General features: G+C 73.7%; 10 protein-coding genes. 1 reads left to right on the forward strand and 9 read right to left on the reverse strand.

Features of this window, described 5'->3' with window-relative positions; translation table 11 throughout:
• Window positions 1-290 precede the first annotated feature (290 nt).
• Window positions 291-1,154, forward strand: a complete 864-nt coding sequence (locus tag ABZ312_RS04675) for a 3-hydroxybutyryl-CoA dehydrogenase (RefSeq protein ID WP_500330591.1) — start codon at window positions 291-293, stop codon at window positions 1,152-1,154.
• On the opposite strand, the gene ABZ312_RS04680 is transcribed toward ABZ312_RS04675, so the two are convergent.
• The 9 genes from ABZ312_RS04680 to rpmI form a co-directional block, all read right to left on the reverse strand.
• Complete coding sequence (locus ABZ312_RS04680; protein ID WP_500330593.1) at window positions 1,145-3,736, reverse strand: AAA family ATPase; 2,592 nt, start codon at window positions 3,734-3,736, stop codon at window positions 1,145-1,147. The genes ABZ312_RS04675 and ABZ312_RS04680 overlap by 10 nt on opposite strands.
• Window positions 3,737-3,953: 217 nt before the next feature.
• Window positions 3,954-4,247, reverse strand: a complete 294-nt coding sequence (locus ABZ312_RS04685) for a hypothetical protein (protein ID WP_499510885.1) — start codon at window positions 4,245-4,247, stop codon at window positions 3,954-3,956.
• Window positions 4,248-4,335: 88 nt separating this feature from the next.
• Window positions 4,336-5,511, reverse strand: a complete 1,176-nt coding sequence (locus ABZ312_RS04690; protein ID WP_500330595.1) for a PP2C family protein-serine/threonine phosphatase — start codon at window positions 5,509-5,511, stop codon at window positions 4,336-4,338.
• Between the two features lie 218 nt (window positions 5,512-5,729).
• Entirely contained in the window at window positions 5,730-8,231 is a 2,502-nt protein-coding gene (gene pheT, locus ABZ312_RS04695; protein ID WP_500330597.1) for a phenylalanine--tRNA ligase subunit beta, read from the reverse strand.
• The gene (pheS, locus tag ABZ312_RS04700; RefSeq protein WP_499510888.1) at window positions 8,231-9,364 is read right to left on the reverse strand and encodes a phenylalanine--tRNA ligase subunit alpha; all 1,134 of its coding nucleotides are present in this window, start codon (window positions 9,362-9,364) and stop codon (window positions 8,231-8,233) included. Before pheS ends, pheT begins: the two co-directional genes overlap by 1 nt.
• A gap of 136 nt (window positions 9,365-9,500) precedes the next feature.
• On the reverse strand, window positions 9,501-10,625 hold the full coding sequence (locus ABZ312_RS04705; RefSeq protein ID WP_500330598.1) for a sensor histidine kinase: 1,125 nt from the start codon (window positions 10,623-10,625) through the stop codon (window positions 9,501-9,503).
• Window positions 10,626-10,670: 45 nt separating this feature from the next.
• Entirely contained in the window at window positions 10,671-11,504 is an 834-nt protein-coding gene (locus ABZ312_RS04710; RefSeq protein ID WP_500330600.1) for a TrmH family RNA methyltransferase, read from the reverse strand.
• Between the two features lie 106 nt (window positions 11,505-11,610).
• Entirely contained in the window at window positions 11,611-11,994 is a 384-nt protein-coding gene (gene rplT, locus ABZ312_RS04715) for a 50S ribosomal protein L20 (protein ID WP_018564305.1), read from the reverse strand.
• Window positions 11,995-12,094: 100 nt separating this feature from the next.
• Complete coding sequence (rpmI, locus tag ABZ312_RS04720) at window positions 12,095-12,289, reverse strand: 50S ribosomal protein L35 (protein WP_018564306.1); 195 nt, start codon at window positions 12,287-12,289, stop codon at window positions 12,095-12,097.
• Window positions 12,290-12,363: the final 74 nt, after the last annotated feature.

The raw sequence follows: 12,363 nt of genomic DNA on the forward strand, positions 1-12,363 counted from the left end.
ATTCATATTTCGCTGATACTGGGCCGAATCGGTCCGTCCGGCAACCTCCCCGGACCCCGGCGTGTCCGGGGCGCCCCCGGCCCCCGCCCGCCCCGTGCGGCGCCCGCGCCACTTCCGGCGCGCGGGCGGCACCGGCGGTGTCGGGGCCGGTCAACGGGGCGGCCGGGCCCGCCGGGGCGGGCCGCCCCGGGACCCGGACCGGTACGCCGGCCGGGTGTAATGTCGAGCGGGCTGGTCCGGACCTCACGACGGTCCGGGTCTCCATCTCGCGATCAGGGAGAGGCTGGGCGTTGAACGACGACATCCGTTATGTCGGTGTGGTGGGCTGTGGCCAGATGGGCGCGGGCATCGCCGAGGTGTGCGCCCGGGCCGGACTGGAGGTCCGGGTGGCGGAGACCACCGGCGAGGCCCTGGAGCTGGGCCGGACGCGGCTGACGAGCTCGCTGCAGAAGGCTGCGGAACGCGGCAAGATCACCGAGGAGGAGCGCGACGCCGCGCTCGAGCGCCTCTCCTTCACCACCGACCTGGGCGACTTCGCCGACCGCGACCTCGTCATCGAGGCCGTCGTCGAGAACGAGCAGGTCAAGACCGAGATCTTCCAGGTGCTCGACCAGGTGGTGACCCGCCGCGACGCGATCCTGGCCTCGAACACCTCCTCCATCCCGCTGGTGAAGCTCGCCGTGGCGACCTCCCGCCCGGAGCAGGTGCTCGGCATCCACTTCTTCAACCCGGCGCCGGTGCAGAAGCTCGTCGAGCTGATCCCCGCCCTCACCACCGACGGCCAGACGCTGGTGCGCGCCGAGAAGCTCGTCACCGACGTGCTGGGCAAGCACCCGATCCGGGCCCAGGACCGCGCGGGCTTCGTGGTCAACGCGCTGCTCATCCCGTACCTGCTGTCGTCGATCCGGATGTTCGAGACCGGCATCGCCAGCCGTGAGGACATCGACAACGGCATGGAGATGGGCTGCGCCCACCCGATGGGCCCGCTCAAGCTCTCCGACCTGATCGGGCTGGACACCGTGGCCTCGGTCGCCGACTCGATGTACGAGGAGTTCAAGGAGCCGCTGTACGCCGCTCCCCCGCTGCTCCAGCGCATGGTCGACGCGGGCCGGCTGGGCCGCAAGAGCGGCCACGGCTTCTACGACTACGTGTAGTTCGGCGTCCGCGCCGTCGTCTCCCGCCGCGCGTCGAGCCGGGCCAGTTCCGCCCTGGCCCGGGCCTCGACCGGGGCGGCGCCGACCGCGGAACTGATCTCCAGGGCCTCGACCAGGGCGCCCCGGGCCGCCGGCGCCCGCCGCGGACGGCGCTCGGCGGCACCCAGCACGATCAGCGTGCGGGCGAGGTCGATGGGGAGGGAACGGCCCCGCAGGCGGTCGGCGGCGGCCTGGATGCGGGTGACGCCCCGCTTGGAACGGCCCAGCACGCAGTCGCGCAGCCCCTCGGCGCGGTCCAGGGCGGACTGCACGCTGGCGGAGGGCCGGGCCCCGGCGCGGCGGCGCGCCGCGCGCAGGATCTCGGCGGCGGAGTCCGTGTCACCGAGGATGACGGTCGCCTCGGCCAGGTCCCCGTACCAGCGCAGCATCACCGGGTCGGCGATGCCCATCGTCTCCCCCAGCCTGCGCACCTGCCGCAGGGTCTCGACGGCCGCCGCGGTGTTCTCCCGCCCACCGGCCAGCAGTTGCGCCCGGCCGCGGACGCCCAGGGCCCGCAGCAGGAAGAGCTGGTCCCCGTCGGTCATGCAGGCCCGGATGGTGCGGTCGGCGAGCTCCAGCGCGCGCTCCAGGCGCCCCCCGGCGGTCTCGGCGAGCGCGGCGGCGTACAGCACCGGCGGTGAGTCGCTGCCGGCCCTGACGGGGAGCACGGCGCAGCGGGCGACGTTGTCCAGGGCCTCGCGGCAGCGTCCGGACCGCACCTGGATGCGGATCAGCGCCACCAGCGTGGCGGCGGTCTCCTCGACCGAGGCGTACTCGCCGGTCCTGCCCAGGAGACCGGCCACCTCGCCCTCCGCCTCGGTGATGCGGTCGGCGTCGGCGGCCAGGATCGCGCGGGTGCGCACCAGTTCGCGGGCGCCGGGCCCGTCGGGCGCCACCGGGAGGCCGAACGCCTCGCCCAGCGCTGCCTCGGCGGCCCCCGCCTCGCCGTGCAGCGCGTGCAGCCGGGCGAGCAACGCCAGGGCGGCCACGCGGGTGTCGACGGCGCCCGCCTGGACCGCGATGTCGGCGGCCCGGCGGGCGTGGGCGGAGGCCTGCGCGGGCCGCCCGCAGATGAGGTGCCGCAGGGCGGCCCAGTGGTGCAGCCGGGCCTCCAGCTCGGGATGCCCCTCGGCCTCCACCAGGCCGTCCGAGATGAGGCGGCCCGCGGCGCCGAGCGCCTGACCGGCGTTGCCGAGCATGATCAGCCGGGCCAGTACCCGCTGCCGGGCGGATGCGGCCTCGGCGAGCACGGTCTCCGCGGCCCGGTCGGCGTCCCCCCGCAGCCCGGCGTCGCTGGCGTACTCGGCCGCGGCCAGCAGCCGGTCGGCGCGCTCGGCCGGGCGGTCCTCGGGGGTACGGCGCACCGCCAGGGCGGCCAGTTCCGCGGCGGTGGCGGGGGCGCCGCGGCGGCGCGCGGACCCGGCGGCGGCGGTGAGCGTGGCCGCGGTGGCCTCGTCGGCGTGCGGGTGGGCCAGGGCCAGGTGCCGCGCCTGTTCCACGGGCTCGGGGACCACGCGGGACAGCAGCTTGTGCGCGGTGCGCCGGCCGTGCTCGGGGGCGTCGGTGTACACGGCGGCCCGGATCAGCGGGTGCTGGAAGCGAATCGTTCCTTCGGCGTCGGCCGCGGCGACCCCCAGGCTCTCGGCGGTGCCCAGGTCGCCCTCCGGGTCCGGGATCCCCGCGGCACCGAGCAGCGGCAGCGTGGGGCGGGCCGCGGCGCTGGCGACCAGCAGCGTCTGCCGGGCGGAGGCGGGCAGCAGCCGCACCCGGTCCAGCAGCAGGTCGCGCAGCCGCGGCGGTACGGACAGCACGTCCCCGGCCTCGAAGGGCGTACCGTCCCGCAGCAGGGCGCGGCCGAGTTCGAGGGCGTACAGCGGATTGCCCGCGGCCGTGTCCTGGACGGCCCGCACGGCGCGTTCGGGCAGCTCCGCCCCGGTGTCGTCCAGCAGCAGCTCCGCCACGTCGCCGTCGGACAGCGGAGGGACGAGCAGCGCCGTGGTGCCCGGCGGGCAGCACCGCAACCCGGGCGGCTCCTCGCCCTCCACGACCCGCTCGGCGGCCAGGAAGCGCACGCCCTCGCCCGGCGGGAGCCGTCGCAGCGCGAGCGACAGGACCTCCGCGCTGGGCACGTCGAGCCACTGCAGGTCGTCGACGACGATCAGCACGGGGCCGGCCGCCGCGAGCGCCCGCAGCAGCTCGACGGCCGCGTCGCGCACCGCCAGCCGGCTCTGCGTCGCGACCGGCTCGTGCCCCCGCAGCAGCGCCGCCCGCAGCGCGGCCCGTGGCCCCGCGGTCAGCCCGTCGACGTACTCCTCCGGCACGCGGGCGAAGAGGTCCATCAGCGCCACGAAGGGCAGCTTGGCGTCCTCCTCGACGGGCACCGCCCGCAGCACGGAGCCTCCCGGCGGGACCTCGTCGGTCAGCGCCGCGAGCAGGGCGGACTTGCCGATCCCGGCCGCTCCGTGGAGCAGTACACCCGGACCGGCGGTCAGCTGTGTCCGGGCATGGTCGAGGATCTCTCGACGCCCGATCAGGGACGGCATATGCTCATGACAACGTTTGCTCAACTGCCTTGTCAATGGCCGCAGTCACGTCGCCCTCCGGGTTGCCCCGTGTCGCCCCTTGCGGCCGGTTGTTGTGTGCGGCTCCACTGCGCCTGCGGCGGGAAACCGCCCGCCGCAGGCGCAAACAACCCGCACACGACAACAGGCCGCAAGGGGCACCCCGGGGCGCAAACGACCCGCACACGGCGACACGGGGTCAGGCAACCCCATCGGGATGAGGCAGCAGCACCACGCGGTGCGCCCCCGCATCCGCGGCCACCGCGCTGTCGCACGCCGCGACGACCGTGATCCCCGCGGCCGCCACGCGCCGCAGCTCGCTCCACGCGCCGCGGCTGATGACGGTCGTCGTGACGGACGGACCCCGGCTCCAGGGTGCGCTGTTGAGGGCGAGCTGCAGGGCCGAGCGCTGCGGCCCGGGCGGGCCGACCACGGCGATCAGTTCTCCCGTGGGCGTGGACAGTTCGGCTCCGGTGACGGTGGAGGTTGCCATGCCTGCCCCTCTCCTCGTTCTGGCCGGTATACGAGCAATGGGCGTTTCGCTCGGGGATCGACCCAGGTTTACCAAGGAATGGGCCGGATCAAGGGCGCGGCACTCCGGGAACCCCGGTTGCGGTGGGGGCGGCGCCCGTCTGGGCGGGCACCCTGGAGGCGTCCCGGTGGAGCACGAGCAGCGCCATGTCGTCGGTGAGCCGCCCCCGCGTGTGCCGCAGGAACGATGCCCGCACCCCGTCGACCAGGGACCGCGCGCACAACGCGCCGCCGCGGGCGGCCGCCTGGGCGGCCCCCTCCAGGGCCGGCACCAGGGGGAAGAACTCCCCGGCGGCGTCCCGGGCGTCCATCACGCCGTCGGTGTGCAGGAACAGCGCATGGCCGGGCAGGAGTTCACCGCACGGGACGGCCTTCGTACCGGGACCGGGCTCGAACAGGCCGAGCGGCGGGAACGGTTCGCCGGCCTCCAGCGGGTGGGCGCGCAAGTGGCCGGGGCGGCCGGGGCGGAGCAGGTACGGCTGCGGATGGCCGCAGTTGATGACCTGGACGTCGCAGTCCTCGCCCAGTTCGAGCAGCATCAGGGTCACGAACTCCTCGGCGGCGTGCGAACGCCCCCGCAGGTGCCGGTGGAGCGCCCGGTCCAGGCGCCGGAGCACGCCGGCGAGCTCAGGCTCGTCGTGCGCGGCCTCCCGGAAACTGCCCAGCAGCGCGGCGACGGTGCCGATGGCCTCGAGACCGTGACCGCGCACGTCGCCGATGACCGCGCGCACCCCGTGGGGCGTGGCGAGCACCTCGTACAGGTCGCCGCCGACGCGGGCGCCGCGGCTGGCCGAGAGGTGGTCGCCGGCCACCGCGAGGCCGTCGACGTGCTGCGGCAGCGGGGGCAGCAGCACCTGCTGGGCCGAGAGGGCGATCTCCCGGGTGCGGTCGAGCTCGGCGGCGAGCCGGGCCCTACGGTCGACGAGCAGGAAGCAGACGGCGAGGACGGCGAGGACGGCGACCTCGGTGCCGAGCCGTTGCCCGGTGTCCGGCACCGCGACGGCCGCCACGGCGAGCGCGCCGCTGGCCAGGACGCAGCGGCGGCGTCCCGTCCCGGCGCAGGCGATCACGGGGGCCGCGACCACGGCGGGCACCCACTGGACTCCCCCGGGCACCGCGTAGACCAGGCCCAGTACCGCGGCCACCCACAGCCCCGGCAGCGACAGGAGCGCCAGCCCCCGCACCCTGTGGCCGGTCGGGCGGCCCACTGCCCTGGGTCGGATCATGCCTCGGGGCTCCCCCTGAAGCCGTTGACGCGGTCGGCGACGACACAGCCCCCGCGTCGAGTGGGCCCTGGTTCGCGATCGATTGTGGCGACTCGGCGCGACGAACCGGATACCCAGTGGAGCCATTTCACCCGATCGGGCTACGTGACCGGCAGGAACGCCGGTGGGGCGCACCCGGCGGACCGGGGGCGCCCCACAGGGACCCGCATGCGTGCGCCTCAGGCGCCGCGCAGGGCCGCTCCCGTGCTCTCCGCCGCAGCGGCGACGGCGGCGTCACGGGCCGCGGAGGCCTCCTCCGCGGTGAGCGTACGGTCCGGGGCGCGGAAGCGCAGGCTGTAGGCCAGCGACTTCTTGCCCGCGCCGATCTGCTCACCGGTGAAGATGTCGAACAGCCGCAGCGATTCGAGCAGTTCGCCGGCGCCGGAGCGCAGGGCGCCCTCCACCTCGGCGGCCGGGACGGAGGCGTCCACGACCAGGGCGACGTCCTGGGTGGCCACCGGGAAGGTGGACACACGGGGCGCGACGACCGGGCCGCCGGCGGCCCGCTCAAGGCGGTCGAGGTCGAGCTCCATGGCGGAGGTGCGCTCCGGCAGGTGCAGCGCCTTGATCACCCGGGGGTGCAGCTCGCCGGCGTTGCCGACCAGCACCTCCTCGCCGTCGACGACCGCGAGGAGCGCGGCACAGCGGCCGGGGTGGAAGGGTGCCTGCTGGTCCTGGCGGACAATCAGCTCGACCCCGGCCTCGCGGGCGACGATCCGGCCCGCCTCGATCGCGTCGGCCGACCCCGCGGGACGGCCCGCGCCCCACCAGCCGGCCTGCTCACGGGCTCCGGCCAGGACGACGGCGACGCGCCGCGGCTGCCGCGGCAGGGCGGCGTCCAGGGCGGCGATCTCGGCGTCGGTCGGGCGCCGGTCGACCGGCAGCCGCGGCGGCGCGGGCTCCTCACCGCTGGGGCGGAAGACCAGTCCGGTCTCGAAGAGCGCGAGGTCGTGCGCGCCGCGCCCGACGTTGCGGCGCAGCGCGCCGAGCAGGCCGGGAAGCATGGACGTGCGGAGCGCGGGCTCCTCGTCCGACAGCGGGTTGGCCAGCTTGACGGTGATGCGGCGCGGGTCGTCCGCGTCGAGACCGAGCTGGTCGAAGACGGCCTCGCCGAGGAACGGGTAGTTCTGCACCTCGACGTAGCCGGCCCCGGCGAGCGCACGGCCGACCCGGCGGCGCAGCTTCTGCGACTCGGTCAGACCGCGGCCGGAGGGCAGGTTCGGCAGGGTGGAGGGCAGGTTCTCGTAGCCCTCCAGCCGGATGACCTCCTCGGCGAGGTCGTTGGGGTCGCGCAGGTCGGGCCGCCACGACGGCACGGTGACGATCAGCTCGTCGGCACCGTAGACGTCGCAGCCGACCTGCTGCAGCCGGCGCACCACGGTCTCGCGGCCGTACGCCATGCCCGCCACCTTGTCCGGGTGGTCGGCGGGGATGGTGAGGGTGTGCGGCGCCGAGGGCGCGATGACCTCGGTGACGCCCGCCTCGGCGGTGCCGCCCGCGAGCAGTACCAGCAGGTCGACGGTGCGCTGCGCGGCGGCGGCCGCGGCCTGCGGGTCCACGCCGCGCTCGAAGCGCTTGGACGCCTCGGAGGACAGCTTGTGGCGGCGCGCGGTGCGGGCGATGGCGACCGGGTCGAAGTGCGCCGCCTCGATGACGACGTCGGTCGTCGAGGCGCCGGTGTCGTCGATCTCGGTGTTGGCGCCGCCCATGACCCCGGCCAGGCCGATCGGCCCGCGGTTGTCGGTGATCACCAGGTCCTCGGCGTCCAGGACGCGGACCTGGCCGTCGAGCGTGGTCAGCTTCTCACCCGGCTGGGCCCGGCGGACGCCGATGGCGCCCTCGATGCGGTGCCGGTCGTAGGCGTGCAGGGGCTGGCCCAGCTCCAGCATCACGTAGTTGGTGACGTCCACGGCGAGCGAGATCGGGCGCATGCCGGCCTTCTGCAGCCTGCGCTGCAGCCAGATCGGCGAGCCGGCCTCCGGGTCGAGCCCGGTGACGGTGCGCGCGGTGAAGCGGTCGCAGCCGACCGGGTCGGCGACCCGCACCTCGTAGCCGTAGGAGTTCGGGCCGGGCACGTCGAGCAGCGCCGGGTCGCGCAGCGGCAGACCGTAGGCGATGGCGGCCTCGCGGGCGACGCCGCGCATGGACAGGCAGTAGCCGCGGTCCGGGGTGACCGCGATGTCCAGCACCTCGTCGACGAGCTCCAGGAGCTCTATGGCGTTGGTGCCGGCCTCGTGCTCCGGCGGCAGCACGATGATGCCGTCGTGGTCGTCGCCCATGCCGAGCTCGCGGGCGGAGCAGATCATGCCGTGCGAGTTGCGGCCGTAGGTCTTGCGCGCGGAGATCTCGAAGTTACCGGGCAGCACGCCACCGGGCAGGATGACGACGACCTTGTCGCCGACGGCGAAGTTGCTCGCGCCGCAGACGATCTCCTGCGGCTCGCCGGTGCCGTTCGCGGTGCCGACGTCGACGGTGCAGAAGCGGATCGGCTTCTTGAAGCCGCTCAGCTCCTCGATGGTGAGCACCTTGCCGACGACCAGCGGGCCCTTGAGCCCGGCGCCGAGCTGCTCGACGGTCTCGACCTCGAGGCCGGCGGAAATGAGCTTGGCCTGGACGTCGCGGCCGGACTCGCCGGCGGGCAGGTCGACGTACTCCCGCAGCCAAGAAAGCGGGACCCGCATCAGATCTCCATCCCGAACGGAAGGGTGAAGCGCACGTCACCCTCGACGATGTCTCGCATGTCCTCGACGTTGTGACGGAACATCAGCATGCGCTCGATGCCGAAGCCGAAGGCGAAGCCGCTGTACTTCTCCGGGTCGACGCCGCAGGCGGTGAGCACCCGGGGGTTGACCATGCCGCAGCCGCCGAGCTCGATCCAGCCCTCGCTGCCGCAGGTGCGGCAGGGACGGTCCGGGTTGCCGACGGACTCGCCGCGGCAGACGTAGCAGACCATGTCCATCTCGGCGGACGGCTCGGTGAAGGGGAAGTAGTTCGGGCGGAGCCGGGTCGTGATGTCCTCACCGAAGAGCGACTGGACCATGTGGTCCAGGGTGCCCTTGAGGTCGGCCATGGTCAGGCCCTCGTCGACGGCGAGCAGCTCGACCTGGTTGAACACCGGGGTGTGGGTGGCGTCCAGCTCGTCGGAGCGGTAGACCCGGCCGGGGCAGATCACGTAGACCGGCGGCTCGCGGTCGAGCAGGGAGCGGATCTGCACCGGGGAGGTGTGGGTGCGCAGCACGACGCCGCTCTCCTCCGGGCCGGAGCCCGCGGGCTTGTCGCCCTCGACGAAGAACGTGTCCTGCATGGTGCGGGCCGGGTGGTCCGCCCAGATGTTGAGGGCGTCGAAGTTGAACCACTCGGCCTCGACCTCGGGGCCCTCGGCCACCTCGTAGCCCATGGCCACGAAGACGTCCTCGATGCGCTCGGAGAGCGTGGTCAGCGGGTGCCGGGCGCCGCGCGGGGCACGGTCGTACGGCAGGGTGACGTCCACCGCCTCCTCGACCAGCACACGCTCGTCGCGCTCGCTCTCCAGCACCTCCTGCCGGGCCTTGAGCGCCTGGTTGACCGTGCCGCGGGCCTGGCCGACGCGCTTGCCCGCGTCCGCCTTGGCGTGCGGCGGCAGTGCGCCGATCTCACGGTTGGCCAGGGCGAGCGGCGAGCGGTCCCCGGTGTGCGCGACCTTGACCTCGCGCAGCGCGTCAAGGTCGGCGGCCTCCGCGATCGCGGCGAGCGCCTCGTCGCGCCGGCGCTCGATCTCTTCCGGTTTCAGTGCCTCGACCTCGACAGGGTCGTACGACTTGTTCGGTGCCGACATTTCTTCCCGTTCCGATGTGGGTGATGGCGTGGCCGACCTGCCTTGCCCGACCGCTGAATGCCAAGGGTCGAGTCTATCGGGGCCACGGGGAAAGGCTGGTCACGCCCGTCGGGGCCGGTGGATCACCACGCGATGCTCAGACCGTGAAGGCCGGCGCCCCGACGGGCAGGATAAATCGGAACTGGGCGCCCTTCCCGGGCGCGCGACCCACCGTGATCGTGCCGCCGTGGGCCTCGACGATGCCCTTGACGATGTAGAGGCCCAGGCCCGTGCCACCGCGTTTGCTGCCCCGCCAGAAGCGGGTGAAGACGCGGTTCATGGACTCCTCCGGGATGCCGGGGCCCTCGTCGCTCACGGTCACTGCCGTTCCGGACCATCCGCGCTCGCGCGGTGACGACGAAGGTGCTACGTCAATGGTGACAGTTCCCTCGCCGTGGCGCACGGCGTTTTCCAGCAGGTTCCCCAGGATCTGGTCGACCTTGTCGGGGTCGGCCCACAGCGACGGGAGCGACTCCGTCACCCGTACGGCGAAGCGGTCCGCAGGCTGTCCTGCGGCGACGAGGGCGTCCACGTGGCGCCGCACCGCGGCGGCGATGTCGACCGGCTGGCGGCGCACCTCCAGGCGGCCGGAGTCGATGCGGGAGATGTCGAGCAGCTCGGCGATCAGCCGGGTGACGCGGTTGGCGTCGGCGTGGACGGTCTCCAGCATGAGCTTCTTCTGGTCCTCGGTGAAGCGTTCCCACTTCGCCAGCAGGGTGGCGGTGAAGCCCTTGACGGATGTGAGCGGGGAGCGCAGCTCGTGCGCGACGGTGGCGATCAGTTCGGCGTGGCTGCGCTCGGTGCGCCGCCGCGCCTCAGTGCCGCGCAGCGCGACGACCAGCCGGCGCACCGGGCCGGTGGGGTGGTCGCGGACGTACCTGGCGGAGACCAGCACCTCGCGTCCGCCGGGGAGCAGCAGGTTGCGCTCGGGCTGCCCGGTGCGGGTGGCCAGGCCCGCGTACGGGTCGGTGAGCTGCCACCAGCGGCGTCCGTCCAGGTCCTCCAGGGGCAGCGCCTGCTCGAGGGGGCGGCCGAGGACGTCGGCGGGGTCGAGCGCGGTGATCCGGGCGGCGGCCGCGTTGAAGCAGAGGACGAGTCCGTGCTCGTCGGCGACGACGAGGCCGTCCGGGAGCTCGTCGGGCGTGATGCCGAGTTCGGTCAGGACAGTCGGCCAGCCCTCCAGCGCGCTCGGCGGCGTGCCGCCGGTCGTCCTGACGTCCATCCCCGTAACCCCCTCTCCAAGGCGGTCCCCGAGGGCGTCACACTACTAGCTCATTGTTACGGTGCGGCACCCTCCGGGAGCACGCTGCGCGCGGGCGGAGGCGTAGAGGCACACGGCGGCGGCCGTGGCGAGGTTGAGGCTCTCGGCGCGGCCGTGGATGGGGACGCGCACCACTTCGTCCGCGAGTGCGCGGGTCTCCTCCGGCAGACCCCAGGCCTCGTTGCCGAAGATCCAGGCCGTGGGGCCGCCCATCGTGGCCTCGTCCAGTTCGGCGTCCAGGTCGCGCTCCCCCGCGCCGTCGGCGGCGAGCAGCCGGACGCCCGCCCCGCGCAGGCCGTCGACCACCGTCTCCATGGGGACGCCGACGGCGACCGGAAGATGGAAGAGGCTGCCGACGGAGGCCCGTACGGCCTTGGGGTTGTACAGGTCCACCGAGGCGTCGGTGAGGACGACCGCCTCCGCCCCGGCGGCGTCCGCGCAGCGCAGCACGGTGCCGGCGTTGCCGGGGTCGCGCACGTGGGCCAGGACGGCGACGAGCTTGGGCCGGGCGCGCAGGATCTCCTCGAACGGGGTGTCCAGGAAGCGGCACAGGCCGATGATCCCCTGCGGGGTGACGGTGTCCGACATCTCCGCGACGACCTCCTCGGTCGCGGTGAACACGGGCACCCGGGCGGCGTGGGCCGCGGCGACGATCCCCTCGTGCCGGGCGGCGGCCTCGGGCGTGACGTAGACCTCGACCAGGTGCGCCATGGCCTCGCGCACGGCCTGCGGACCCTCGGCGAGGAAGCGCCGCTCCTTGCCGCGGAAGCTGCGCTTGGCCAGCCGCCGCGCGGCGACGACGCGGGGGGATCGCAGGGAGGTCAGCTCGGGGCCGGGCATGGGGGTGCACTCACTTCGGTCGGGTCCGGCCGGACGCGCGGCGCGGCGCTCCGGGACACAGCACGGACCCGCAGGCACACGGCCTGCGGGTCCGGAAGAGCGTGGGTCAGGCCGCCTTGGGGGCGTTGACGTCACTCGGCAGGGCCTTCTGGGCCACCTCGACCAGCGCGGCGAACGCGTTGGCGTCGTTCACGGCCAGCTCGGCGAGGATCTTGCGGTCGACCTCGACGTTGGCGGCCTTCAGACCCTGGATGAAGCGGTTGTAGGTGATGCCGTTGGCGCGGGCAGCGGCGTTGATGCGCTGGATCCACAGCTGACGGAAGTCGCCCTTGCGCTTCTTGCGGTCGTTGTAGTTGTAGACGAGGGAGTGGGTGACCTGCTCCTTCGCCTTGCGGTACAGGCGGGAACGCTGGCCGCGGTAACCGCTGGCCTGCTCGAGGATCGCCCGGCGCTTCTTCTGGGCGTTGACTGCCCGCTTGACGCGTGCCACTAGATAACTCCTTCTAAGGGACCGTGGGGGTGCTCACACGGCCCGAAAACGAATGGGTCCCGGTCCAACATCGCGCCCCCTGGTCGAAGGGGGCGTGCCGTCACTTGCCGAGAAGCTTCTTGATCTTCTTGGCGTCGGGCTTGGCCAGGACGACAGTGCCGGTGAGGGCACGGGTCTTCGTCGACGGCTTGTGCTCAAGCAGGTGGCGCTTGCCGGCGCGCTCGCGGATCACCTTGCCGGAGCCGGTGATCTTGAATCGCTTGCTCGCACCGCTGTGGGTCTTGTTCTTCGGCATGCGCCGTAGTCTCCTCGTCGCTGGCCCTCCCGTCCGCCCTGGAGCGGACGGAGAGCGTCAGTCCTTCATTGCGT

Source organism: Streptomyces sp. NPDC006207 (genome assembly GCF_040613835.1).
Lineage (GTDB): Bacteria > Actinomycetota > Actinomycetes > Streptomycetales > Streptomycetaceae > Actinacidiphila.

Excerpts from the sequence above, each read along its gene's own strand:
- ABZ312_RS04690 (WP_500330595.1), bottom strand. The coding sequence starts at position 5,511 with ATGATCCGACCCAGGGCAGTGGGCCGCCCGACCGGCCACAGGGTGCGG.
- ABZ312_RS04705 (WP_500330598.1), bottom strand. The coding sequence starts at position 10,625 with ATGGACGTCAGGACGACCGGCGGCACGCCGCCGAGCGCGCTGGAGGGC.
- pheT (WP_500330597.1), bottom strand. The coding sequence starts at position 8,231 with ATGCGGGTCCCGCTTTCTTGGCTGCGGGAGTACGTCGACCTGCCCGCC.
- rpmI (WP_018564306.1), bottom strand. The coding sequence starts at position 12,289 with ATGCCGAAGAACAAGACCCACAGCGGTGCGAGCAAGCGATTCAAGATC.
- pheS (WP_499510888.1), bottom strand. The coding sequence starts at position 9,364 with ATGTCGGCACCGAACAAGTCGTACGACCCTGTCGAGGTCGAGGCACTG.
- ABZ312_RS04680 (WP_500330593.1), bottom strand. The coding sequence starts at position 3,736 with ATGCCGTCCCTGATCGGGCGTCGAGAGATCCTCGACCATGCCCGGACA.
- ABZ312_RS04685 (WP_499510885.1), bottom strand. The coding sequence starts at position 4,247 with ATGGCAACCTCCACCGTCACCGGAGCCGAACTGTCCACGCCCACGGGA.
- ABZ312_RS04710 (WP_500330600.1), bottom strand. The coding sequence starts at position 11,504 with ATGCCCGGCCCCGAGCTGACCTCCCTGCGATCCCCCCGCGTCGTCGCC.